This window comes from Bacteroides sp. GM023 (genome assembly GCF_014750685.1).
Taxonomy (GTDB): domain Bacteria; phylum Bacteroidota; class Bacteroidia; order Bacteroidales; family Bacteroidaceae; genus Bacteroides.
In genome coordinates, this window is the sequence record NZ_JAAXGE010000004.1 from 59,975 (window position 1) to 85,638 (window position 25,664).

Sequence of the window (25,664 nt, forward strand, 5' to 3'; positions counted from 1 at the left end):
CAAGGCTGCAAATATAGTTTTTTTTTCACATTTATATGTAAGAAGCCCTCAAATATTTGATGTTTAAGGGCTTTTTTGCAGAATTATTTCATTCCTCTGTTTTTCAGTAGTGGTTCCAAACTTGGCTCGGCTCCGCGGAAATTCTTGTAAAGTACCATCGGATCTTCGCTGTCCCCCTTCTCCAATACGTTGTAGCGGAACAGGTCGGCAGTGTTCTTATCAAAGATTCCATGTTCTTTGAAGGCTTCAAAAGCATCATTGTCCAGTACGTTTGCCCATAGGTAGCTATAGTATCCGGCAGCGTATCCGCCAATGATATGATTGAAGTAAGTGACACGGTAACGGGGAGCAATTTCGGGGATAAGATTGAGCTTATCCATCGCTTCTTTTTCGAAAGAAAGTATATCCATATTCTTTACATCTGTCACTGTGTGCAAGTCCATGTCGAGGATGGCGGCAGCCAGCAATTCCGTTGTCATGAATCCCTGGTTGAAAGTCTTTTGTTCCAGTATTTTTTCGATGATTTCATCGGGGATTACTTCTCCTGTCTGGTAATGTTTGGCATACATTTTCAGTACTTCCGGTTCGGTAGCCCAGTGCTCGTTGATTTGAGAAGGAAGTTCTACAAAATCACGTACGACGTTGGTGCCGGATGTTCCTTTGTATTCGCATTTCGTCAGTAAGCCGTGCAGGGCGTGGCCAAATTCGTGGAACAATGTTTCCACTTCATCCATCGTCAGCAGGGAAGGAGTGTCGCCTACCGGTTTGGTGAAGCTGCAAACGTTGCATATCAGCGGACGGGTAGCTCCCTGTTGTTCACGGTAGTTGCTCATCCATGCGCCACCGCTTTTTCCGGCACGCGGGAAATAGTCTACATAGAAGATTCCGAGTTGGGAACCGTCGGCGTCTTTCACTTCAAAGACTTCTACGTCAGGATGGTAGGTCGGGATTCCTTCCAGTTTGCTTAAAGTGATGCCGTAAAGTTTGTTGGCTACGGCAAATGCGCCTTCGCGTACATTCTCCAGTTTGAAGTAGGGCTTTGTGTCTTCTTCGGACAGGTTGTATTTCTCTTTGCGCAGTTTTTCGGTGTAATACCACCAGTCCCATGCTTCCAGCTTTTCGCCTTTGCCTTCTTTATCCATCAACTTCTGAAGTTCTGTTGCTTCTGCTTTCGCTTTCGGCAGTGCATAGCTCCAAAGATTGTTCAAAAGTTCCATTACGTTTGTTGCGTTCTTTGCCATTGTTTCGTCCAGGACAAAGTTGGCGTAGCAGTCGAAACCTAATAAATTAGCTTTTTCAAGGCGTAGAGAGACGATTTTACGGATATTCTCTTTATTATCGTTTTCGTTATTGTTGTTTCCCCGGTTGATGTAGGCTTTGTACATTTGTTCGCGGAGCGGACGGTTTTCTGAATATTGCAGGAAGGGCAGGCGACTGGCATTGTGCAGGGTAAACAACCATTTACCCGGTTGTCCGGCTGCTTTTGCTTCTTCGGCTGCGCTTTGGCGGAACCATTCGGGCAGTCCGGCCAAATCTTCTTCCTTATCAACAAAAAGTTGGAAAGCATTATTCTCATTCAACACATTGTTGCTGAAGGTGATGCCGAGTGTAGAAAGCTCTTTGTTGATTTCGCGGAGACGGGCTTGTTTCTCTGCGCTGAGGTTGGCTCCCGAACGGACAAATCTTTTGTAGGTTTTGTCTAACAGGCGGCTTTGCTCTGTCGTCAGGTTCAGTGAATCTTTCTGCTGGTACACATTGTTCACCCGTTTGAAAAGTTTCTCATTCAGGGAGATATTATCTTCATGTTCCGAAAGAACCGGTGCCATCTTCATCGAAAGTTCGGTCAGGACGTCGGTTGTTTCCGCGTCTGTCATATTGAAGAAAATAGCGCTTACACGGTCCAGGACAGGTGCGCTGTTGTCCAAAGCTACAATCGTATTCTCGAATGTCGCAATTTCCGGGCTTTCGATGATAGCTTCTATATTTTGGTTTTGCTCTTCGATACCTTTCAGGAAGGCAGGTTCGTAGTGTTCCAGTTTAATCTTGTCGAAAGAGGGAACACCATACTCGGTTTGAAACTCTGTAAAGAAAGGATTGCTTTCTGTTTTCGTAGCACAGGAGTACATCATACAACTTACTGCTAAAAGGGTTAGTGTTTTTTTAATCATCATAAGTGTTTTTATTAGAGTTTTCAGTTCTTATCGCTTGCTGATATAGCACCAGATAGGGTAGTGGTCCGAAGCCTTGATAGACCGGTCTACGGTGCAGTTGTAGGCTTTCAGGTTGGGGCTTACCAGGATATTGTCAATTCGGAAATAGAACTTGTTTTGATTATAAGAAATTCCCAGTCCTTTGCCGGATTGGGTGAACGCGTCGTCTAGTTTTTGGGTAAGGATGCGATGGGTATACGAGATGGAACCGTCGTTGAAGTCACCGCAGGCTATTATTGTCGGATATTTGCTTTCTGCTATATACCTGGCTACGGAGTCGGCCTGTGACGCACGGATAGCCGATGCTTCCGCCAGCTTTTTCACCAATTGGCGGAGTCCGGTTTTCACTTTACTGGCATTCGGGTCTTTTATCATGTCTTCGTAGATTCCCCTGTCTTCTTTGGTTAGCTTGTTGGATTCCAAATGGTTATTAATCAATGTAATGGTGTCGTTGTTCACCTTCAGTACATATCTCATGGAACCGTTATAGCTACTTTCATACTTGATAGGCTGTGACGAAAGTATGGGGAATTTTGAGAAACAGGCAAGCTGTACTTCTCCTACCCCTTGTTGATGGATGGACCGGTAGGGGTATGCCTTCAATGCTTTCTTCACGTCCTGTTCCGTCAGAAACTTCCTATTGGTAGCCGTGTTATATTCTTGCAGGCAAATAATATCGGCTTTACTGTCCGCCAGGTAGGACAGGACAGGATTCTTCCCATCTTTCTTTTCCAGGTTACTAAAGCTCATTACGTTGTAGGACAGTAGTTTGATGCTCCCTTCCGGTATCGTTTTAGTGGTGGAATTAAAAGGAATATAAGTCCGTATTTGCGGAATACAAATCAAGAAACCGATGATTGGTAATAAAGCATAGCGATAATTGATAAATGCCCAAAAGACCAGAAACAAGAAGTTGATAGTCAGAAATATCGGAAATGCAAGTCCCAGGCTCGAAGCCAGTGGGTTTACTCTCGGACTTAGATAGGGACTATAGGCGCTTAGTATCAACGTTCCAACGAAGAAAGCGTTAATAGCCAGTATCAGATATGCGACAATTTTGCCAATATGTTCCATTCTTTTATCTTTTGCTTGCGTCAAACAAGCTTTTCTTTTCTTCTGTAGTCAGACTGTCGTAGCCGGATTTTTTTAGTTTTTCCAGGATACGGTCTACTTCATCGGACTGTGCTTTTTTGTGGGCATTGTAATCATAATCTTGCTCACGACTAGTAGCGCCGCCACCGTAGTGTACTTTCATTTTGGGTTTGCGTTTCCATGTCTTCTTTTGGAACAGAGACATGAAACCATCCAGGAACCAGTTAATCCAGGAAGTCAAATCGATTCCTTTACTTAGGCTGGCGGCAAACCAAAGTCCGGCAAGAGCACCGCCTAAATGGGCGATATGTCCTCCCGCATTGCTTGACGTGATAGAGATTACATCAATACCGATAACAACTAATGCCAGGTATTTGAGACGGATAGCGCCGAACAGAAAAAGTTGTACCCGGTAATTAGGTTCCCGATAAGCTGTGGCTGCAACGATAGCCAGCACGGATGCCGATGCCCCGACCAATGTGGAACCTGCTATCTGCGAACTGAATAGAGGAAATACATTGTAAGCAACCATATATAGTAAACCGCCGCAGATACCTCCCAGTACATACAGACCTCTTAAATGCTTTGCAGAGAAGAAGTGGAGGAACAGGCTGCCGAACCAATACAGCCAGAGCATATTAAATAAAATATGCAGGATACCCGCGTGCATAAACATATAAGTGAGCAGCGACCACGGTCGATGAATAAAACCGATAAAGGATGCCGGCAGGGCGAAAATACCGAATATATCGGGGATACTGAATTCAAATAGTTGCAGAAAAACATTAACCAACGTACCGATAAGGAAAATACCGACGTTGATGTAAATCAGTTGGATGAAAATATTTCCTCTTCTGAATGTCTCCTTTAAATCAGCTATAATATGTCCCATTGTTATTGCTTTTTTTTCTCCAATACAAAATCAGAATCAGTCCGAACAACATACCTCCCAAGTGGGCGAAGTGAGCGACATTATCTCCGGGATTATTGGCAAATCCTGACCATAACTCAATTGCTGCATATCCGATAACGAAAAACTTCGCTTTGATCGGGAAAGGTAACGGGAAAATAAACAGCTTGTTGTTGGGGTATAGCATACCGAATGCCAGCAATATAGCGTAAACGGCTCCCGAAGCACCTACGGTGGTCATCATGTTAAGATACTGCTCCATGGGAATAATGGCTGAACCTATATTCACCTCTGCATAATGGCTGAGTTCCGTAACATACTGAATATATTGCACACCTTCCTGAATAAGTCCTGCACCGATACCGCAAATAATGTAATAGAACAGGAAACGCTTCGGTCCCCAAGTTTGTTCGAGAATCGGTCCGAACATGAAAACGGCGAACATATTGAAGAAAATGTGGCTGAATCCGCCGTGCATGAACATATAGGTGATAAGCTGTGCCGGGTTGAAGTCACTTGCGAGGAAAAAATGTAATCCCAGATAATTAGTCAAATCTAAACCGTATCGTTGAGCAACGAGTGTACCGAAAAATACCAGTACATTGATAATTATCAGGTTTTTAGTTACAGTTGGCATCATTTTAATTTCTGAATATTTAGATAATACTCGCAAAAGTACGAATAAATTCTGTTTTAAAGCATGAAAATGACTTCCTATTAGCTCTTTTTCAATAATTTGCTGCGTTTTTTTTATGTTTTTATTTGATATGTTGTTTTGTTCGGCTATATTTGTGAAATCAATCCATTGAAAGATAATCTTTTGTGTAACATATATATTAATTAATCATTTTACGTATTATGAATAAGTCTGAACTTATTAGCGCAATGGCTGCTGAGTCTCAAATGAGCAAAGCCGATGCAAAAAAAGCACTTGATGCTTTCATCACTTCAGTTACTAATGCTATGAAAGCTGGCGAAAAAGTATCTCTCGTTGGTTTTGGTACTTTCTCTGTAAGCGAAAGAGCTGAAAGAACTGGTATTAACCCTTCTACAAAGGCAACTATTACTATTCCTGCTAAGAAAGTAGCTAAATTTAAAGCTGGTGCTGAATTATCTGCAGCTGTTGAATAAGATAGATAGTTGAAAGAAATTGAAAAGCGGGTTCCTGATAAAGAAACCCGCTTTTTTTATTTATTTTCCGATTACTCCCGCCCAACTGTCGGTGAAGCGGAAGTTTCCTATATTCCCTGCGTAATTATTGCGATTTTTAAGCATGATGCCTTTGATACCGGCTTTTAGAACCCCTTCTTCGGTGGCTACCGCGTCCGGTGTCGGTTCTTTATCTTTCAATTCCGGGTCGATAAACAAGGAAGCTTGGTTCTTTGCAAAATCGATTTTTAATACAATCAGGTGTGTAGTGTTCAAATCATAAGTCTTGGTTGCAGAGCCACGTTGCTTCTGTATGCCTACTCCGAATTTGAGTTTGCTTCCCTGGTTAGAGGCAAAGACGAATCCGCGGCTTGTTCCGGTAGCATGGTTGGCACTTGTGGAAATGAAGTCCATATAACCTTTTGCCTTGAACTTGGAGAAGTTCACCAGGAATGACAGGTAATACGTTCCGGTAGAGTATGTCCTTCCGGATTCTAATCCGTAAATGCTGGGACGGAAATTCGCTTCTTCCGGCAGTCCGCCAAAAGTAACCGACAGTCCTTCTTCATTGTATCCTTTGTAAGACAGTTCTTTGCCCGCAACGGGGCTTTCACCTATAAAAGGCTCTTTCTCACTGAATACGGCACTCCATACATCTTTGTTGAGAGGGGCTTTCTTTGCAGTGTATGCTGCTTTTTCGATGGGTTCCCCCTCTTTACATCCGTTGAGAAAATTGTTTCTCAATACTTGAGCATTACTCAATGAAGCTGTGGCAACTAATGCCAGCGTTAATAGTACTTTTTTCATGGCTATTTTTGTTATTAATTAAAATTTATATGGTTGTTGATTCATAAGTCAAGGCATATCAGCGACGGAAATCAAACCAAAGTTTCATACGCAATCCGTCGTCTCCCGATTTGATACGGATGGTGCTGGGCTGGCTTTTCGGGCCGTGTTCCGGTATTGATTTGAACGAACGTATGGCAGGAATATCATAAAGGAAGGAAAGGTCGCCTTCCGGGAAACTATGCATACTGTTTTCTCCATCCCTGCGATGCACGGGTTCTTCCGGGGTAAATACACGGAAATACAAACCATCCGTTTCCGAATAAACAGTGAACGGTACTTTGTCCGATTCCATGGTCGCCCAGTATAGATTGCCATGATATCCTTTGAACTCGGGATATATCAGTTTCTCGAAACTCTCTCCGGTGACGGTATTATTGTATTCTTTCTCCCAAATATTATAATTTGCCCCTTTTATCCGGTTCTTCCATACACGATATGGGCCGCGTCCCATCCACCGCATACCTTTCACTTCTTTTTCCGGGAAAGAAAAGCTAAGTCCCAGGTAATAGATGTTTTTATCAAAGAACTCACCTTTATATCCGCCACCGTTACCGCGGTTCAGCAGAATGGCATCCATTCCCAGCAAACCGTCTGCCGTCATGCGCCAAACGATGGAATCAATGGCACCCGTATATCTTACGATGAAAAGGGCGTCATTACCATCTATGCGTACCTCACTTTTTTTGAAGTCAACTTTTATTCCTACGGGTAGAGGGCCGTTGTTCAGCGGGATAATTTGCTCATTGCTTTTTACCTCTACCAATGCTCCGTCCTTGCTGTTGAACGTTGCTGAAATGCCGTTTGCAGAAAGAGTAATGCTTTCGCTTCCTTTCTTTATCTCTGCCGAGTTTGCAGAAGTTGTTTGTATGCGTTGAGTTTCAAAGTACTCTTTAGCATACTTCACCGGCCATGTCCAGTTGCAAATTGCTTTTCCGTCTCTGTCGTAGGCTTCGAGTTCCAGTATATCACCCCGGAAAAAGTTTTCCGGTAACTGCATACGTGCTTTCCCTGTTTCCCCCGGATCAATAGCGGGCAGGCTCACTATCCCTTCATTCAGCAGCGAGCGTTCGCCACCTTTTAGTGGAGAGGGGGTGGCATAAAGCCGATACTTCATACTACATTCCTTTAGATTAGTGAATAAATAAGTGTTACTCACCATAAATTCTCCATTGAAAGAAGGAGTGATAAACAGATTTTTGAATTGGATAGGCGCCCATACTTCACGAACTGTATAGAAGCTGCCTTCTTTTTCCCGCCTGGGGCCGACAATACCATCCGGGCCGTTCGGCCCGTCAGAATCGAGGATGCCGCCTTTGTCACTGCGTGAAACCGCTTCATCAATAAAAGTCCATAAGAAGCCGCCGGCAAATAACGGATTGGAAGTATAATTGCTCCAATAATCGTCCAGTCCCGCGCCCAGCCCTTTGTCATATTGCCCGTGCAGAAACTCTGTCGGCATAAAGACATTGTATCCGTTGGCAAGGCGTCCGGTTCCGGTCTGATAGGCAGGATAATGATGGGTATCCAATTGGTTAAAATCTGCCCACGGATGAATCACATGGCGCTTTTGTGGGTCATAATCAGCAAAGCGGGCATCCAGTTTCTTGTTCCATCCGCCTTCATTACCGTTACTCCATAAGAAGATACAGGGATGGTTCACGTCATGAGCCACCATCTCTTTCAGCAATTTCTCTCCCACTTTCTCATCATATCTTCCATGCCAACCGGGGAACTCGTTCAGATAGAAAAGTCCCAATGAATCGCATACGTCCAGGAAATGTTTGTCGGGCGGATAGTGGGAACGAACTGCGTTCATATTCATTTCCTTGATAAGCAGCGCATCTTGCAGGCTAATCTCTTTATTCGTAGTACGTCCGCCGTCAGGATGGAAGCTATGACGGTTGATACCTTTCATTATCACTTTTGTCCCATTGACATAAATTCCGTCTTTAGGGCGGAACTCGACGGTGCGGAATCCGATTCGTTCTTCGTGTACATGTACAATTTGCTTCTGGCTGTCGAGCAGTTCCAACCGGAGCGTATAGAGATTGGGGTGTTCGCAATCCCAGGTGCGGATACCTTTCCAGTCAGTCGAAATGGTTTGTACATTCCCGGTTCCCAAAGTATTTGTTTGCTTTCCGATGGCTTTGCTTTCTCCTACCGGAGTCAGTGAAGTAGCCAGTGAATATCCTTCTGACAGGTTATTCATATGAACTTCTGTTGACAACTTACCGTCGGCTGTTGCATTCACGGCAATGCGTTCGATATGCGTTTTGGGCATAGCTTTCAGATAGACCGGGCGGTAGATACCACCGAACAGCCACCAATCGGCCCGGCGTTCCGCCGCGTTCACCGATTTATTGGCAGACTCTTTCCATACCTTCACTTCCAGTTCATTGCTTTTACCGAATTTGAGCTTATCGGTAATGTCATAATTGAAGCAGATAAAACCGCCTTGATGAATCTCTCCTGCAAGTTCGTTGTTTATCTTCACTTCCGTATCTGTCATTACCCCTTCGAATACAATGCTGACCTGTTTGTCTTTCCAGTCGGCGGGAACTTTGAACTTGTAGCGGTATAGCCCCGTTTCGTCACTCGGCTTGGCTTCCTTTACCAGGTAGAAACGACCGAATGTATATTCCCCGAAACCTTGCAGTTCCCACTGTGAGGGCACTTCAATTTTACTCCATTTACCGCTGTTCATGCCACCGGAACAATAGAAATCCCAGGTGACAGTCTTTCCCAATCCGGTGCCGGACAGGTATAGAGTTTCCGTGTTCTGTGCATCTATCGTAGTTGCGCATAAGCAACTGACACCGATAAAAAGCTGTTTTATTCTTTTTGTTATCATATCAAATCTGTCGGATATTAATTATTTGCTCCCCTCGACAGGGAATACGTAGAACTTACGGTTCGGCTTGAAGTCGAGCATCCATTGGTCTACTACGACATGTTTATCCAAAGCGGTGATAGTCAGCGTGTGTTTACCTTTTTTGAGTGAGTGTTTGGTTTCCTTGACAGCTTGTCCGCGCAACACATTGCGTTTCCATGTCTCCGTTCGTCCTTTTTCGCGGAAAGAAACAACTTGCGGCTTTCCACCGTCTATGCTGACGCTGAAACGGATATCACCCTTGTCATTCGGCTGGGTGGGAATGACGGCAGTACGCAATAGGGCTTCCCCTTCCCACGGGCAGTCGAACTCAAAAGTCAACGAACCGCCTTTGGGAAGAGATACGGCATTCATGCTATGTCCCAATGCCTGTATAGGAGTGGTTCCTTCTGTTGCTTTTGTATAATCGCAAGCGTTGGAGACAATGCATTTATCCGTTTTAATCTTATGAGGAGATGCTTTCTTCGGATTCTCAGTCAGGTATTTATCTATTTCCTTGTCGGACAGTCCCATGGGGAGAGTCGGCGGATAGAACACATACAAATCCCGCGGGTAGAAACACATGGAATGTTTCCATTTTCCATTGGACATTTCGTTGTTGTAGTAGTCGGTCAGGTCTTTGATTTCCTGATAAGCTTTCATGCTTCTGGCACAAGCTGAGAACATGGCTTTGTCACGTCCCCAAAGGGATTCGTCGCACTGTCCCATCGAATAGGAGCGGGCACGTTGTGCTTCCAGCATTTTGGTGCTCATGGCGGCAGCTCCGAATACCTGATATTTGATATGTGAGAAAAAGGCGTCTTTACGTTCGGGGGTAATCATGGTTTCTACTTCCGAGACAGTTCTCTTGATAGCTTCGTAAGATTCCATGTACCGGTCCAACTCGCCGCCGAACTCTGTCAGGCTGAATTCAGTATCAATCACTTGCGAACGTCCCCTGGGATATCTTCTCTTGTCTAATTCCACCTGTGTCCATCCCATATGTTCCGGTTTGCGGATACCGCACAAGCGATAGAACTCATGCATGGCAGGAAATAATTTCTTGCCGGCCTGTTCCCCGAACTCGCGGCAGAGCCATTGTTCCTGATGTTCGTTCAAAGTGGAAGGCGCTACGGAATGGATGTCCCATGCCATATCCAGGAATAACTCGAGGTTGTAAGCCGAAGGTTTCAGGTCATGCACATTGACAATCCATACACGGCGGGCGTTATGGTCATAAGCCTGTTTCATTTCGTTATAGATAAGTCCCGGTTGGGTGGTACATAGCCACATGTAATCGTGCGGACGCCCCCAGTAGCTTAAATGGTAGTAGACCCCGGCTCCGCCACTGCGTTTCTGCTGCTCTTCGTCGCTGAGGCGGGTCATGTAGCCATAATTATCGTCACACCACATGAGTGTCACATCGTCAGGAACTTGCAAGCCGTTTTCCATAATCTGCAGTACTTCCTTATAAGGTACGAATACTTGCGGCACTTTCGTAACGTCAGGATTCGTATATTTAGCCAGCATTTTGCGCTGGTCATTGATGACCTGTTGCAAGGCATTGACCTTTTCGTCCATCGTGCTTACGCCTTCCATATGTCCGTCGTGGATTCCCCGCATACCAATGGTGTACATATTCTCATATTTACCGGCCTCTTTCAACCGTTCTATCCAGTAAGCCTGTACAGAATCACGGTTGGTGATATAGTTATAATCACCGCGCCGTTTTACACTCCATTCTCCTACATTGTTGCGCATCAGAGGTTCACAGTGTGAGGTGCCGATGGCGATACCGCAACTGTCAGCCACCTCTTTGGCGCCGGGTACGAAATAGAAAGGAGTGGTGATGCCATGCATGCCCGGCCATATTGCGTTGGCGCGCAACCGGAGCAACAACTTGAATATTTCTTTGTAAGTACGAGCTCCGATACGTCCTTTGACAGGTGAAGGCTCGAATGTTTTCCAACTCCAGGGCTGCAATGACCAGTCTTCGTCATTCAGGAAAATCCCGCGATATTCGACGGACGGGCTCTGAAAAGTCTTATAGTTGCCGTCAATGGTGAGCTGAGTCTTTTTTTCGGGAGTCGCATCTCCCCACCATACCCAGGGTGATACACCTGCCAGGCGTGACAGTTCGAGTATTCCATAAGCAGTTCCCCGGCCGTCACTGCCTACGATGAACAGTTGCCTGTCTGCCGGGCTACCGGCTACCGTAATATAAAAGCCGTCTTTTTTGGCTGCGATGTCATCGACAGGAATCTGAAGCCCGCGCAATTCCTTCTGTTGTTTCTTATCTGCTTTATCCAACTGTATGATGCGGATAGTCGCTTTGGAAACAGGGCTTTGTTTCGGTGAAAGCCCCGTGACCTGCTTCATGTCTCCGATGAACATGTCAATAGCTATTTTTACAACTGGGGCGGTAGACTGGGGCATAGCATACGATATGGCCTGTTTTCCATTGTACCAAACGAAGTCGTTACTGCGTACAATCTGACTACATACAAAAACGATGATTAGTGAGATAGAACGTAAAAGCATGATATTAGTTTTTATGGTTATATGATTAATTTCCGTCAGGTTTTTCCATTTCGCAGAAAGGAGCCGGACACCAATGGAAGCTATCTATACTGTCCGGTTGGGCAGGGTCATAGGAAATATCCGTTTTCAGGTATTTCGTCAGTTCCGGTGTTGCTTTCTTCATCCCTTCAATCACACATTTGGCTATTTGGTAAGCACCGTACGGATTGAAGTGTGTGTTGTCGGCCAATACCTTCTTCTGCCCCGGGAAGCTTCCCATCGGGTAGTGTACGAAGGCTTTTTTCGATTCATTTTCGCCTAATGCTTCATACAGCGTACCGGTCATGTTATTCAGCTCTATCAAAGGTACATTTTCTTTTGCTGCAATCCAACGTACTGCGTCAGGATATTCGCCATGCGTATTGACCGTACGTCCTTCTTTGTCAAACTTGCGACGGCGTGTCGGGGTGACCAATACCGGTTGTCCGCCTTTGGCGCGCACCTCGTCGATAAATGTTTTCAGGCTCGTCATAAAAGAGTAGTACGCTCCTTTGCCGGGGCCTTTCTGCTTTTGGTCGTTGTGCCCGAATTCCACCATCAGGTAATCTCCTTTCTTCATTATTGAAAGTGCTTTCTTCAGATGTCTTGCTGCAATGAAGGTATTGGCGCTTTCACCGCTTTCTGCATAGTTGGCAATAGCTATTTCGGAATTGAAAAAACGGGGAATCATTTGCCCCCAACTTGCCCAAGGCTCATTCTCCTGATCCACCACCGTGCTGTTCCCACATAAGAAAATGGTAGGAGTAGAAGGATCGGCAGCTTCTACACGAATACTTTCACATACAGGCACATCTCCGTTAATTTCGATTGTCAGCCTGTCGTCCCAATCCAGTTTGCTCTTTTCGCGATCTTTGATTGCTACGGATTCTTTGGCGGAAATGCGGGGACTGCGTTTATTGACGATGAATGTTTCTTCTACGAATTCTCCTTTCTTTGTGGGCAGATTCTCTACGAACAGGCGGCGTGATTCTGCACGGACGGTCGTATTTCCTGCCTGTTTCTTGCTTCCCAGGCGTACAGTGACGCGGTAATTCCCGTCGGGCACACGTACCGAGAAATAAAAAGGTGCATTACTACCTTTTTTAGGGGTGTCTACACGGTCGTATCCATATCCGGTTTTTTCCGAGTAGCGCGGAGCGTCGGCCAATTTAAAAGTCTGTGGTAAATTTTGTGCTTCTATACTAACTGATGCCAGTAGTAAAAGGCTCAATAAAGTTGTTTTCATTTCAGGTAAAATTAGAATATGTATGAGTGAAATTCTTGTTTCTTGTTTCCGCAGCTAAAATAGTGCGTTTTTCTTTCATGTATAATGGACATGCGTGTGAAAATATGGATAATTTGTGCTATTTACCGTCCGCACCTATATAATATCCCATATGTGTCGGCTGATTGTAGCCAACATTCTGCATGGCCTGTGACATATCATACGTATGGTCATTCGTCAGATGTACAAACCGGTGCGTGGTGGGATGATTGCTGGAGAATATATAAATGTACTCTCCGTCCTTGCTCCGGTATATGACTTCTTCACGGTAGTCACCCAGGAAATCTCCGTAATAACAGGGATTGGCTTTGGTGGAGTTGTTGGAATAAACCCCGTTGCCGTAATAGGTAAAAGTGATTACCCGCGATTTATCCCACGGGGCGGATTTCGTATAACTATGCACCATCACGTCGTCCAGCATTTGGCGGGTCAGGTCGCCTGTCCAAAAGATAGCATTGTTGTAGCTTTTGGAGCCGGTTTTGGCAGAAGGCAAAGTCGTACTAAGCAACTGCCCGGTCTGGCAACTGTACACGCCACTGGCTTCAGACGACCAGTATTCATATCCGGGACTGTCGGGGATAATATCTGCTACCAGGCATCTTCCCACATCTCCGGGCGGGTCTTTGTCCTCATCCTCTTCATCTGCATTGTCTTCGCCGCTTCCTGAGCCTGAACCGCCTGCATGACCGGTTATAAACTTTCCTGTCGCAGCGTCGAATACGGCACAGCCATAGCCGAATCCGCTATTCATATATTTATTCGGGTTTTCAAAACAGGCCACCACTTGTAACCCCGGGCGGTCGGGGATGAATTTTCCTACATGAAGCGCGTCTCCGTGTCCGTTTCCCGTGCAGTAAAGCCCTTTCCCGTTGCGTGCGATGGCTGCTGAACCGTAGAGAATCTCGTCATATCCGTCACCGTTCAGGTCTGCCACCCTGAATGTATGTGAGCCCATATCCCTGTAAGACTCATTCCCTTTGTCGTTCGTATTGAACTTCCAGCGGGGGAGCAGGGAAGAACCGTTGAAATCCAGTGCCCATACCTGCCAGTTCCTGTAGATTCCACGAGTGACGATTAGGCTGGGATTGGCTTTTCTGACACCGTTTTGAGGGATTCCGTCCAAATAAGCGGCTCCGATAAAGAAACGGTCCATACGGTTGCCGTAGTCGTCTCCCCAGTAATTATGCCAGTATTTGGCACGTTCGTAGTTGCTCCCTTCACCGCCGCGGGGAATATTGTTGGTACGGGCCACTTCTACTCCCTGTCCGTTGACGACGGATATATATTCCGGCCCGTCGAAGATTAAACCGCAGGTGGAATATAACGACTTTCCCGAATACCATCCTTTCCCTGACGGGTCTTTCTGCCTGTAATCGTTTACGTTCCCACTGGCATCCGTTATCTTTTCGCCATTAGCGAATTTAGTGCCTTCGGAACTGCGGAAAGCAATCTCACATTTTCCGTCACCGTCAAAGTCATATACGATAAAAGAAGTATAATGGGAGCCGGAACGTATGTTAATCCCCATGTCTATCTGCCAAAGGAAAGTGCCGTCCAGCTTGTAGGCTTCGAGCAGGGTAGTGCCCTCTCGCCATCCGCCCTGGTTTGCTCCGTCGTAAGGCTGGCGTTTAAGTATGATTTCCATCACGCCGTCGCCGTCGAGGTCGCCTACCTGTGCGTCATTGGCTGCATAGGTCAGACTGGGGTCGGGGACATTACTGTTCAGCCGGATGGCGCGATAGAATGTTTCCGCCATTTGGGGAGTGAATGTATATTCGCAGAGCGTCTGTTCCGAACCGGCAACAGTGACACGATATATATTGGTCGTTCGTGTATTGATACTTTTGTCCGCCCAACAGGTAGCGTCCGTGACAGGAGTTTCGTTCAACTTGATTTCCTGCCCGTTATCTTCGCTTTTATAAATATCAAATGCGAGGTTGTCAGGGTCGGTGGGGAGCAGCCGCCAACTGACTAATGCATGTGAATAGCCTGAAGTATGGTTCAACGTTCCCCTGGGCGCAGGGTCATAGCTCACCCACATACTGCGTTCCCCAATAATAACCTCTTTATTGGGTTCTTCCTTTTTTACGGTGTTCTCCGTGTTGTCATCTTCCAGTGATTGTATTTGTTCATCTCCGCAGGCAACGATAAAAAGGAGTATTCCGAATATGGATAAATAACGTAAATGTTTCATGGTCAATACATTTGGTTAACGTTCGCTTACAAAGATGATGAGAGTATCGTGTCCGTGACATGGACGCTCGTACGTTTGCATGGATTATTTGTCCGTACTGTTTTTCATTCGGGGCGGATTTGATAATCTGTGCTGGTTTGTGTACGGATGTCCATTCCCCGGCACTTATTCTCTGCTTACATTTGCCATACATTGATAGATGTATCTCTGTACTTTGGAAAAGTTGAACTATAAAAATAATACTATTATGAAAACTCGTAGATTGAAGATTGCGTATGCTTTCCTGCTTTTCATGCCGGCAGTTACGTTACTCCAAACTTCCTGTTCGGATAATGAATCCGACGGTGACGCCCGACAAGGCAGTGTGGAGATTACGGCTAATTGGGACGATTATTCGGCGGAAGCAGAACTCCCCGACAGTTATACCCTTGTCGTTACCGGTGCCGGTGAACAGGCGATGAATAGTCGTACTGCTACTTTCCAATCCTTACTGGACGCGGGAACATATGGGCTGGCTGCTTATAATACCCCTGCGAATATAACTGTGGATAACCTTATGGCCAGTGTGGGACTCGACGAAGACGGTACACTCCTGCAACCGGGAACTCTCTTTTCCAATACCCGTATCAAATCGGTAGTGGTAGAACCGGACAAGACAGTGAAAACTTCACTGAAAATGAAACAGCGGGTTCGGCAACTGACATTGACCATAATTCCACAGGGCGGTGACCCTGCACAGATTGAAGAAACGGAACTGGAAGCAGCTTTGTCCGGCATCGCTTCAACCTTTAATATGGTAACGGAAGAATTGTCGGAAGCCGGGAGCATTGCTATTGTCTTTAAAAAACAACCTTCCGGCTCTTACTCGGCCACTTTATCCATTTTAGGCATTGTGCCCGAAGGAGGACAGGAACTCACTCTACAACTGAACTTATCCAAAGGAAGGCATTACAAACTGAAGAGCAGTCTAACTGAAGCCTTGCGGTATTTCGGAAACGATATTGCTCCGCTTTCTCTGAAAGCTCCGCTCGAACTTCCAGGAGGGATTGAAGGCTCCGGCAATATTTTGCCGTGGGAACCGGAATTTGAGGACGGACCGCATGATGTCGAAATTCATTAAAATATAGAACCATGAGAATCAGATTTCTTTTGACGGCAGTATCGCTGATGATATTGACCGCATGTAATAATCTACAAGAGACAGAAGAGACAATCGGTCAGATGCCGGTGGCTGTCAATGTATGGGGAACTGTCAATACAAGCGGGCTGATTACCCGGGTTACGAATGATACGTGGGAAACCGGAGACGCAATCGGTATATCCGGGAAAAGTGGAAATGTTGAATATACGAACCGTCAATATGACTTTTCCAAAGGTTCGTCTTTCATTCCTGCGGGAGAGGTGATTTATTATATAAATAGGGAGACGGTAGAATTTTCCGCTTACCATCCTTTCAACGAAACGGGAGGTGAGCTTGCGGTAAATGTGAGTAATCAGAATGAAAGTAAAAGCTTCGATTATTTATATGCTACCGCGGAAGGCTCGGAAGCAGCTCCACTCCTGGACTTTAAATTCCGGCATAAGATGTGCAAAGTAGTGTTGAACTTCCTGCCGGGTAGCGGTTTTGCGGAAGATGCGGACTTTAGTAATGGTATTGTCCGACTTGCCGACTTGCATCCCACCGGTACATTTAATACCATCACCGGTAGCGCCGGAATTAGTACGGAAGAAGCGGGCGGACTTGAATTTACTGCCGGAACCACCATTGTACCGGATGGAAATACTTACTCCTTTATACTCTTGCCTGAAACCGTTTCCGGTGGTGTCGCACTCTCATTCATCCAGGAGGATGGTACTGTCTATGAAGGGGCAAGTCTGACGGGGAAAGAATCTGCCGACTTGGCTCTGACACCGGGCAAAGTGTACGAATATAACGTTACGGTAAACCGTGGACGGCTTACCATCTCTTCTTCCTCTATCCACGGGTGGGATGAAACTCCCGGCGATAAGGATGTGAACATAAATATATAATTCAACCTGTTAATGAGTCTGATAATTATGAAACCAGATAGTAGAAAATTACGGATGTTTGCCTGGCTGCTTGTTATGGCAGCAGGCAGTGTACTGACATCATGCACATCTGATGAGAAAGAAATTTCCGGTTTGCCGGATGATAAATATCCGATGGAGTTTGTGGGGCAAGTCTTTAACCAGTCGATTACACGGACTACTTCGGAAGGAACATGGACCGGAACGGAAGAAATAGGCGTGCAAGTCAGTGACGGAATCAAATTGTATAAGGCAGATACATACGGAGCCTTGACAACGGACGATACCCCCTTTTATTGGGAAAGTAAGACAACAGCAGTTGATGTGTTGGCATGGTTCCCTTGCAATGGAACAGAAACTCTGCCTGTGTCCTTCTCGGTGAAACAGGAACAGAACCAAAATGATGGCTTTCAGAGCAGCGACTTCTTGAGAGCCAAGGGAACTTTTACCTTTTCCACCCAACAACCGGCTTTGGATTTTTATCATCTGCCTGCCAAAGTGAGACTGAACCTGAAAGCCGGTGAAGGAGTGGAAGACCCCGAAACGGTGAAGAATGCGGAAGTTACCTTTGTCAATATGGCATTGACTTCCGGCGAAATAAACATGGCTACGGGGGAAGTGGCGCAAACCACCGGAGAGGAAACGATTCTTCCTCAAAGACTGGATGCAGAGAACGTTACAGAAGGCTATTTGCAGACACTGCAAGCCTTACTGGTGCCGCAACAAATGAGGGGCAAACAGTTTATTAAAGTAGTAGTGGATGGTGTCGAGGCTTATTATATCCCGGCAGAAGATGATGCAAACCTGCAAGCCGGCTACCTGTATGTTTACAATATTGAGATAACTCACAGGCATGAGATTGAAGTAACCCTTGCCGTTTCCGCTCCTGCCTGGACAGAAGGAAAAGAACAGGCTGTTGTCAGCAGTACTTATTACACGGCGGATGATATGAAACCCGGCGATTTCTTTTACCGCACAGCAGATGGAGCGGGTTGGGTAGTAAGTGACGGTGGCTTGCGTAAAGTGAATCATGCAACAGGTGAAAAAGAGTGGGAAACTCCGGCAAAAAATCCCGCTGACTTTACAGACGGCAGGGTATGTATCGGTATTGTTTTCCAAACAGAATCGAAACGTATAAGTGCGCTGGAAAAGGCAAAAGGATGGACACATGGGTATGTGATGGCTTTGACCGATGCTGCCGAAAAGTGTACCTGGGGTGACAAGACCATAGATGAAGATACGGGAGAAACGACTGAAGGTATTAATTATTTCCCGAACCTGGCAACGAACTCCGATATGTATAATGACATGGATGGATATGGCAAGAAAGTATATATCGCCGAGCAGAAACTTGTCGGAGTGACAAGTGCTGACGGCACACTTTATGATGTTTTCTATCACTCCGAAAAATATGGAACGGATGGCAGCGGACAGTATGCTGCACCTGCCGATGGAACGACTTCCGGCTGGTATCTGCCTGCTATCGGACAGTGGTGGGATATTCTGGAAAACCTGGGAGATGTTAATGGATTGATAGCCTTGAGAAATAGTTCAGGAACCACTGTTGAACTCAAAAATGGAGTTTCCCAAGTCGCCATAAATCGGATGAACGAACTTATGAACGCTAGTGGACAGACTGTTACTCCATTTAAGGCAGATATCCATTATTGGTCGAGTTCAGAAAAGAGCAGCGGCGTCGCCCGGCGTGTTCTTTTCGATGGTTCCAGTAAAAAATATTCTTTACGTATTGGAGATAATAATAAGGATAATGCTTCTACCAATGTCCGCTGTATTTTGGCTTTCTAAAAGGACACATAAAGAAACGTTCCGTATATGAATAAATAAAAATAAGAATATGATGAAATTATATAAGTTATTCACTCTGTCAGCTTCGCTCTTTTTGTTGGTAGCTTTATCCGGCTGTTCCAAGGAAGAAGATGCTTTTACCACTTTGCCGGATGGGGGACTTCCTCTCACTCTCAAAGTAACTTCGGACAATTACGTATCGGCCAATACCGTTGAAACACGTATTGTAGAAGAAGGATACACGACTCGATTTACTTCCGGTGACGAGATTGGCGTCTTGCAGATAACACCGTCATCCGGAAATGGTGGAGAGGCGGTATCTAAAAACTATCGCTTTACTCTTGACGACGAAGGTAACTGGACAGGTGTGCCATTGTCGCACAAGCAGGGAGATGAGTATATCGTTTACTATCCTTACACTTCTGTTAGCAGTAAGGAAGAACTGGAGACATATCTTGCTTCATTCGAACCCCGACTGAATCAAGCCACTTATGAGGACTATACGAAAAGTGACCTGATGAAAGGAGAAGGACTCGTATCAGGAACTACACTGAATGTCAATTTAGAACATCAGATGGCATTGATTGTAATCGAAGTTCCGTTAGGAAAATGTGCGACTACCAAAGACGGCAAAGTGAAATATCATCCGGCCACTACAGTTTTGGGTGCACCTGCCTTTTCGTGGGAAGAAGGAAAGATACCTTATCAGACTTCGGATGAAAGAATCCTGCGTTATATCATCAAGCCGGATGCGGATTTCTCTCTAAAAGGCAGTTATCCTTATTATATAGGTACCCGAAAATTCGACATAGCGGCTGCCGCATCCGATGCGTCTGCCAAACACTATCTTTTCTATACTCTCGATGAGGGAGTAGAACCGCCGGGTAGCCGTGACGTTCAGGTAGGAGACTATTATATGAGTGACGGAACGATACTTCCCGGAGATGTGGCTAGTGTACCTGAAGGCTGTATCGGAATTGTATTCCAGGCAGATGCGGAACGTATGAGTGCCGATGAACTGGCACAGGGATGGACACATGGTTGTGTCATGGCACTGACCAATGCAGGTAAAGACTCCAAATGGGGAAAGGCAGCCACGGAAGGCGATGGAGAAAACTCCCCGTTTGCGGAGCATGCATCTACTTATAAGGGAATGTATCAAGAGACAGGCGGATACGTGAAAACAAAATATATGGTGGATACATATGGAGATGAGGCTACTTTCCAGGATGTGAACGGAGCTTTTTATCAGGTTAGCCAGTATGGAGAAACGGCAGCAACGACATCATATAAAGCCCCGGCAGGCACTAGTGGCTGGTATTTGCCAAGTATAGGCCAATGGTGGGATATTTTTGAGAACTTGGGAGAAGCGAAAGGTTTGGCCGCTTTGAGAGATAGCGGGACGACATCTAGCAATATTGCAATTAGCTTGAGTGGAGAGTCAGTATTGGAAACCCTGAACACTTGCCTGAAAGCTGCATCATCATCAGCCGATGAATTTGAAAGTTCGAAAAATTACTGGTCGAGTTCAGAACATAATCGGAATAACAAAGGATTGGTTTACGCACATTCCGTGTCTTTGACTACTACATCCCTTACAACTACCGGTGCTACAAAAGCAAGCAACAGTAACCGCAGGGTTCGTTGTGTACTCTCATTTTAGAAACCACAAAAGATATATATTAAATGTTAGTTCTCATGCCGGAATGCCTTGAAGGTATTTCGCATGAGAACTATGTTACACTTAAATGAATCAAGATTATGAAAATGAAACTCCTTTTTCTAGCGGCTTTGATATTTCTTACTTCCGCTATTACAGACAATTCTCCGGTAACAATTTATATGGTTGGTGACTCAACCATGGCAAATAGAAATCTCGCGAAGAGCCCGCGAAGCAAGGAACGTGGATGGGGAATGATGCTAGGCAGCTTTTTCCCAACTGACAAAGTGGTAGTTGCCAATCATGCAGCCAGTGGACGCAGCACAAAGAGTTTTATCGACGAGAAAAGATGGACGCGTGTAGTCAGTCAGATAAAACCGGGCGACTATGTATTTATCCAGTTCGGACATAATGACGAAAAGAAAGATAATCCGAAACTCTATACCGAACCCGGCGGCACGTTTGACGATAATCTGCGTAAGTTTGTGGATGAAACCCGTGCGAAAGGCGGTATTCCTGTTCTTTTCAATTCTATTGTCCGCCGCAAGTTCTGCCAGGACGAAGCAGGGAACTTTACCGATTCGCTGTCCGATACGCATGGTGACTATCTTCTTTCTCCCAAACGGATAGCTGAAGAACTGAACGTCGTTTTTATTGATATGAATAAGATGACTCATGACCTCGTGCAGCAAATGGGGCCGGAGAAATCGAAAGAATTGTATATGTGGGCCGGCAAGAAAGACGATACGCACCTGAATATCAAAGGTTCCCGTGTATTTGCCGGAATAGCGATTGATGCGGTCGGCAAGAAAATCCCCGAACTGGGGAAATATATTCGTCATTTCGATTATGTAGTAGCCACGGATGGAAGCGGTGATTTTTTCACCTTGGATGAGGCTTTGAAAGCGATTCCGGCAAAGAAGAAATGTACTGTACTTGTACGTATGGGACAATATGGACCGAAACCGGAGATTAAGAACAAGCTGATTCAGATAACGGAAGATGAAGGTGTGATTTACGGAAGTCCGGTACTTTAGCCGAAAAACGTCATCTTCTGTGTACAGGTATATTTCGGTTTTGAATTAACTTGAACATACGTATATTGACACATGGACATTAAGATGCAATATGCAGATAATTAAGACATAGCAATCGGAATATATAGGGATGACGTGTGAATGATTATTAGATTGAATGTACGAGATGCTCATCTCGTCATGTCTGACATGCTCATCTGGTGCTGTGCGAGATGCTCATCTGGTAATGTATGAGATGCTCATCCCGTACATTCAATCTAACTGAGATTTATATGCTATCTCTTAATCAAACACATGGTATCCCTTAATGAATGACGGGATAGCTACAAAGGGCTGGCAAGTGAACAATTATTCACCATTATTTGAACTGATACCCCCTGAAAGTTCCTTTTAAATCCGCACCGAAATAGAATCCGGGTTGAGTGGGCTGGTTATATCCTACACTTTGGGTGGCGATGCTGATTCTATATATCGGATCTTCCAGGAAAGTATGGAAACGATATTCAGTCGGAATTGTTGATACATATAAGCGTAGGGAGTTGTTATCTTCGGAGCGGAAAAGGACTTCTTCGCGCCAGTCTCCGAGAATATCTCCTTGCAGGCAGGGAGTAGCTTTCGTACTGTTGTTGGAAGCAACCCCTTCAAATTCTACAAACGGGATAAAACGTTTCTGTTCCCAGTCATATTTGCTGATACGGGTTTTATCCAATACCTCGCGCAATAAATCACCATCCCACCAGACAGCCATGTTGACAGGGAAGTTTTTAGTCTTCGGAGCAAGCAGTTCACCTTTGAAATTGATGATACCGCCTGTTCCCGGTGACCATAATTCCACTCCCGGATTCGTCGGGTCGATGTCGGCAGCCATGCAACGGCCTATATCCCGGGTGCTCTTGAGTTGCAGGATGATTTCTCCGGTGGCGGCATCCCGGTAAGTACTGCCGTCACGTTTGTTCTCGTGGCAGGCCCATACTTGCAGACCTTTGCGGGCAGGGTCTATTTGAGTCAGTTGGATGGCATCGCCATGTCCGAGACCGGTAGAGTAGAGCCCTTTGCCATTATGGTCGATAGTGCACGAACCGTAGATGATTTCATCACACCCGTCGCCGTCTACGTCTCCTACACGGAGATTATGATTTCCTTGTTTGGCGTAATCCTCGTTTCCGGGCGTGTTGGTGTCGAATACCCAATGCTTTTTCAGTTTCTTCCCGTCCCAGTTGAAGGCAGCCAGTACGATACGGGTGTAGTAACCGCGGCACATCACTACGCTGGGACGAACACCGTCCAGGTAAGCGATGCAGGCAAGAAAACGGTCGCTGCGGTTGGCGCGCGTGTCACCCCAGTCTTTGGGATTCCCGCGTGCGGGAATATAGTCGGTGCTGTAAAGCGCCTCGCCGGTAAGACCGGAAAATACGGTTAGATATTCGTTGCCTTCCAAGATGCGTCCCTGGCGGGTGAGCTTGTTCTTTTTCTTATCAAATACACCGGGTTCGCGATAGTCCGCTTTGGCATTGCCTATTACTTTTCCTTTGCCATCCACCGTTCCGTCCGAAGTACGCATGACCACTTCCGCCTTACCGTCACCATCCAGGTCATACACCATAAACTGCGTGTAGTGAGCTCCGGCACGGATATTCTTGCCTAAGTTAATACGCCATAGATGCTCACCGTTCATCCGGTAACAGTCGAACAAAACCTCACCCGTATATCCGTCAAAAGAATTATCTTTGGCATTGCTCGGTTCCCATTTCAGGATAATCTCATATTCGCCGTCACCGTCTACATCGCCGATAGAAGCGTCATTTGCGATATACGTATATGTATCGCCTGCCGGAGTCACGCCGTCCGCAGGTTTCTGCAATGGAATTTGCAGATAACCTAGAGGAGCATTGGCAGGAAGCGTGTATTTACCGTCAATGTGATGCGTCTCTTTTCCTTTCAGTACGGGACGTACTTCATATGCCGCTGTTTCTTGGTTGTTGTTCTCGTCACGGAATAGAGTCCCCGTGACCACCGGTTGGGCAGTCAGCTTCTTCCCGTCGCGATATACGTTGAAAGCCGTTTCCATCGGGTCAGAAGATAGATACCGCCATGAGACTACTACTGTCGAGGGACTTTCACGGATGGCAACTACGCCGCGTCCGAGCTTCTCCTTTTGCAGTTTTGAATAATTATAGTTGGGCTGGGCGCTCGCAGCCCATGCGGATGATAATGCGCATACGCATATCAACCGGTAAATATACCTTTTCATATCAAATAGTTTTTAGTTTCTATAAATTTCCGGAAGGCGTACTTTTCAGATGAATATTACATTGATCGTTGTTCTCGGATGCAATAGTGGTGTTATCCTTGGTATCCAACATGATTTCCGCCAGATTAAAGTTTCTGCTATACCGGATTCGCCCCGCTTTCTGTGCCTGTGCTTCGATGGCATACAGGAAGAAATTCTCTAAACGCAACGTATCGTTCCATCCCGATGCGGAGATAAACTCTCTGACATTGGTAGCTTTGATATGCGAAAGATAAACGTTGCGGAATTTGGGATACCCTTTTTCTTCAGGCGCTACCGGGGTAAGCAGAATTTTCCAGTGTTCGGGTATTTCTTTATGCGAATATTCTTCGGGCAGGATACTGTAACTGTATTGCGGGTTCCAGTTCAGGTCGGCGGCCAATACATAGCGCACACTGTCTGCTTTGACACGGGTGATGTAGATATTTTCTATGATACCACCCCGGCTCATGGCACTTTTTAGTCTTAATACATTCCAGGTACCTTGGGCTGTAAGGTCGTGCCCGAGGATATTCCGTATGCCGCCGGAAGTTTCGCTTCCGCAGGTGATAAGTCCGGCACCTTTGCGGGTGGTACAGTTGCGTATGACTACATTCTCCGTCGGGCGATTGACGCGTAGGCCGTCCGTGTCCCTGCCCGATTTCAGGCAGATATTATCATCATTGCAGTCTATCATACAGTTTTCTATCAATATATTGGTAGAAGAATCTATATCCACACCGTCCGTGCTCGGCCCGCGTCCGCCGATATTATTGTTGATAGTGAGCCCGTTGATACTGCAATAGTCGGAGTAGAGAATCTGACAAGCCCAAAAGCCGGTACGCATCAGAGTGAAGTCCTTTAAAGTCACGTCCGTGCTTCGTTCCACCAGGATGCCACGCACACGTTTGCAGTCATAATCCACAGCCCAGCGCAAACCTTTGGTTTCGTACTCTTTGCGCATGCTCCAGTATTGCTCCCAAAACTTCTTTCCGCGGCAATCAATCATACCTTCGCCGCTGATAGCTACATTCTTCTGCTTGATGACATTAAGAACGGCCGACGGCCATATCATTTCAATGCCGGCGATGCGCGAACGGAATTCAGGATAATTGTTTATATCAGTAGAAGCGAGTAAGGTCACCCCCTTATCCAGTTGTAGGTTGACACCGCTTTTAATGAACAAAGCTCCCACCAAATAATATCCGGGAGCCAGGGTCACAGTTCCGCCCCCTGCGGCGGAACACTCGTCAATCGCCTTTTGAATAGCTTCCGTACTAAGCCGGGTGCTGTCCGCCACTGCGCCGAAAGAGTTGGCGGATATAATTCTCCCGTCCGGTTGCTGTCTGCTGCCAACGCTGTCTGCCCAACTCAAGTCCACTTGCTGCGGCAGTTTCCCCCAGTCATAGGTGTGATGGGTCTGTTTGCCGGGATTGCAGGCTGTCAGGAGTACACCGGTCAAGAGGGAAGTAAGAATGCTGTTTATTCTCATTTGATAAACTTTTGGTGATTAAGATTTCTAAGAAATATTGTCTACGTAATTTTTTCGACTAAATTAGCGGCTTTTATCGGAGCGGCGAATGGAGTGGTGTACGAAAGCATGGACTATTTCTTATATATTGACTGCTTGTGACAGAATGTCCATGAATCACATAAAAAGTCCATCCTTATTTGAAATCCGCGGTTAGAACCCCTTTGGAATGGGGTACATTGATAGTCCATATAA

Annotated in this window: 17 protein-coding genes; 6 read left to right on the forward strand and 11 right to left on the reverse strand. The window is 45.8% G+C overall.

All coding sequences use genetic code 11. The features are described 5' to 3' along the window. Positions 1–83 precede the first annotated feature (83 nt). From HC965_RS10455 to HC965_RS10470, 4 genes are read right to left on the reverse strand one after another with little or no spacing between them, the layout of a single operon-like run. Complete coding sequence (locus HC965_RS10455) at positions 84–2,171, reverse strand: M3 family metallopeptidase (protein WP_370539973.1); 2,088 nt, start codon at positions 2,169–2,171, stop codon at positions 84–86. A 27-nt stretch (positions 2,172–2,198) separates the two neighbouring features. After that, positions 2,199–3,284: an endonuclease/exonuclease/phosphatase family protein gene (locus tag HC965_RS10460; protein WP_191031450.1), complete on the reverse strand. Its 1,086-nt coding sequence runs from the start codon at positions 3,282–3,284 to the stop codon at positions 2,199–2,201. 4 nt (positions 3,285–3,288) lie between these two features. Further along, positions 3,289–4,194, reverse strand: a complete 906-nt coding sequence (locus HC965_RS10465) for a rhomboid family intramembrane serine protease (protein WP_191031451.1) — start codon at positions 4,192–4,194, stop codon at positions 3,289–3,291. Next, positions 4,175–4,849 (reverse strand): rhomboid family intramembrane serine protease, encoded by a 675-nt coding sequence (locus HC965_RS10470; RefSeq protein WP_097677813.1) that lies wholly within the window; start codon positions 4,847–4,849, stop codon positions 4,175–4,177. Before HC965_RS10470 ends, HC965_RS10465 begins: the two co-directional genes overlap by 20 nt. 221 nt (positions 4,850–5,070) lie before the next feature. Between HC965_RS10470 and HC965_RS10475 the strand changes: the two genes are divergently transcribed. Next, positions 5,071–5,343 (forward strand): HU family DNA-binding protein, encoded by a 273-nt coding sequence (locus HC965_RS10475; protein WP_022136564.1) that lies wholly within the window; start codon positions 5,071–5,073, stop codon positions 5,341–5,343. Between the two features lie 60 nt (positions 5,344–5,403). On the opposite strand, the gene HC965_RS10480 is transcribed toward HC965_RS10475, so the two are convergent. From HC965_RS10480 to HC965_RS10500, 5 genes are all read right to left on the reverse strand, one after another. Continuing rightward, complete coding sequence (locus HC965_RS10480) at positions 5,404–6,168, reverse strand: hypothetical protein (RefSeq protein ID WP_191031452.1); 765 nt, start codon at positions 6,166–6,168, stop codon at positions 5,404–5,406. 58 nt (positions 6,169–6,226) lie between these two features. Next, positions 6,227–9,061 (reverse strand): glycoside hydrolase family 2 TIM barrel-domain containing protein, encoded by a 2,835-nt coding sequence (locus HC965_RS10485; RefSeq protein ID WP_191031453.1) that lies wholly within the window; start codon positions 9,059–9,061, stop codon positions 6,227–6,229. 21 nt (positions 9,062–9,082) lie between these two features. Further along, positions 9,083–11,620, reverse strand: a complete 2,538-nt coding sequence (locus HC965_RS10490; RefSeq protein ID WP_191031454.1) for a glycosyl hydrolase 115 family protein — start codon at positions 11,618–11,620, stop codon at positions 9,083–9,085. A gap of 25 nt (positions 11,621–11,645) precedes the next feature. Beyond that, a complete protein-coding gene (locus tag HC965_RS10495; RefSeq protein ID WP_191031455.1) occupies positions 11,646–12,884 on the reverse strand; it encodes a rhamnogalacturonan acetylesterase in 1,239 nt (412 codons plus the stop codon). 118 nt (positions 12,885–13,002) lie between these two features. Next, positions 13,003–15,117 carry a hypothetical protein gene (locus HC965_RS10500; protein ID WP_191031456.1) on the reverse strand — a complete coding sequence of 705 codons (2,115 nt, stop codon included), beginning with the start codon at positions 15,115–15,117 and terminating at the stop codon, positions 13,003–13,005. A gap of 247 nt (positions 15,118–15,364) precedes the next feature. On the opposite strand from HC965_RS10500, the gene HC965_RS10505 reads away from it, so the two are divergent. The 5 genes from HC965_RS10505 to HC965_RS10525 all read left to right on the forward strand — a co-directional run bounded on the left by HC965_RS10505 (position 15,365) and on the right by HC965_RS10525 (position 21,669). Beyond that, positions 15,365–16,237 (forward strand): FimB/Mfa2 family fimbrial subunit, encoded by an 873-nt coding sequence (locus HC965_RS10505; protein ID WP_191031457.1) that lies wholly within the window; start codon positions 15,365–15,367, stop codon positions 16,235–16,237. 11 nt (positions 16,238–16,248) lie between these two features. After that, positions 16,249–17,148 (forward strand): fimbrillin family protein, encoded by a 900-nt coding sequence (locus HC965_RS10510; protein ID WP_191031458.1) that lies wholly within the window; start codon positions 16,249–16,251, stop codon positions 17,146–17,148. 27 nt (positions 17,149–17,175) lie between these two features. Next, positions 17,176–18,972: a fimbrillin family protein gene (locus tag HC965_RS10515; RefSeq protein WP_191031459.1), complete on the forward strand. Its 1,797-nt coding sequence runs from the start codon at positions 17,176–17,178 to the stop codon at positions 18,970–18,972. Positions 18,973–19,021: 49 nt separating this feature from the next. Next, on the forward strand, positions 19,022–20,635 hold the full coding sequence (locus tag HC965_RS10520) for a fimbrillin family protein (protein ID WP_191031460.1): 1,614 nt from the start codon (positions 19,022–19,024) through the stop codon (positions 20,633–20,635). Between the two features lie 98 nt (positions 20,636–20,733). Then, the gene (locus HC965_RS10525; RefSeq protein ID WP_191031461.1) at positions 20,734–21,669 is read left to right on the forward strand and encodes a GDSL-type esterase/lipase family protein; all 936 of its coding nucleotides are present in this window, start codon (positions 20,734–20,736) and stop codon (positions 21,667–21,669) included. Between the two features lie 358 nt (positions 21,670–22,027). Here the strand turns inward: HC965_RS10525 and HC965_RS10530 are convergent, their stop codons facing one another. Both HC965_RS10530 and HC965_RS10535 read right to left on the reverse strand, forming a co-directional pair. Continuing rightward, the gene (locus tag HC965_RS10530; protein WP_191031462.1) at positions 22,028–23,920 is read right to left on the reverse strand and encodes a rhamnogalacturonan lyase; all 1,893 of its coding nucleotides are present in this window, start codon (positions 23,918–23,920) and stop codon (positions 22,028–22,030) included. 19 nt (positions 23,921–23,939) lie between these two features. Next, a complete protein-coding gene (locus HC965_RS10535) occupies positions 23,940–25,430 on the reverse strand; it encodes a glycoside hydrolase family 28 protein (RefSeq protein WP_191031463.1) in 1,491 nt (496 codons plus the stop codon). Positions 25,431–25,664 lie beyond the last annotated feature (234 nt).

Coding starts and splice junctions, on each gene's coding strand:
- HC965_RS10530 (WP_191031462.1), bottom strand. CDS start 23,920: ATGAAAAGGTATATTTACCGGTTGATATGCGTATGCGCATTATCATCC.
- HC965_RS10535 (WP_191031463.1), bottom strand. CDS start 25,430: ATGAGAATAAACAGCATTCTTACTTCCCTCTTGACCGGTGTACTCCTG.
- HC965_RS10455 (WP_370539973.1), bottom strand. CDS start 2,171: ATGATGATTAAAAAAACACTAACCCTTTTAGCAGTAAGTTGTATGATG.
- HC965_RS10515 (WP_191031459.1), top strand. CDS start 17,176: ATGAAACCAGATAGTAGAAAATTACGGATGTTTGCCTGGCTGCTTGTT.
- HC965_RS10485 (WP_191031453.1), bottom strand. CDS start 9,061: ATGATAACAAAAAGAATAAAACAGCTTTTTATCGGTGTCAGTTGCTTA.
- HC965_RS10520 (WP_191031460.1), top strand. CDS start 19,022: ATGATGAAATTATATAAGTTATTCACTCTGTCAGCTTCGCTCTTTTTG.
- HC965_RS10495 (WP_191031455.1), bottom strand. CDS start 12,884: ATGAAAACAACTTTATTGAGCCTTTTACTACTGGCATCAGTTAGTATA.
- HC965_RS10480 (WP_191031452.1), bottom strand. CDS start 6,168: ATGAAAAAAGTACTATTAACGCTGGCATTAGTTGCCACAGCTTCATTG.
- HC965_RS10505 (WP_191031457.1), top strand. CDS start 15,365: ATGAAAACTCGTAGATTGAAGATTGCGTATGCTTTCCTGCTTTTCATG.
- HC965_RS10490 (WP_191031454.1), bottom strand. CDS start 11,620: ATGCTTTTACGTTCTATCTCACTAATCATCGTTTTTGTATGTAGTCAG.
- HC965_RS10525 (WP_191031461.1), top strand. CDS start 20,734: ATGAAAATGAAACTCCTTTTTCTAGCGGCTTTGATATTTCTTACTTCC.
- HC965_RS10500 (WP_191031456.1), bottom strand. CDS start 15,117: ATGAAACATTTACGTTATTTATCCATATTCGGAATACTCCTTTTTATC.
- HC965_RS10460 (WP_191031450.1), bottom strand. CDS start 3,284: ATGGAACATATTGGCAAAATTGTCGCATATCTGATACTGGCTATTAAC.
- HC965_RS10465 (WP_191031451.1), bottom strand. CDS start 4,194: ATGGGACATATTATAGCTGATTTAAAGGAGACATTCAGAAGAGGAAAT.
- HC965_RS10510 (WP_191031458.1), top strand. CDS start 16,249: ATGAGAATCAGATTTCTTTTGACGGCAGTATCGCTGATGATATTGACC.
- HC965_RS10475 (WP_022136564.1), top strand. CDS start 5,071: ATGAATAAGTCTGAACTTATTAGCGCAATGGCTGCTGAGTCTCAAATG.
- HC965_RS10470 (WP_097677813.1), bottom strand. CDS start 4,849: ATGCCAACTGTAACTAAAAACCTGATAATTATCAATGTACTGGTATTT.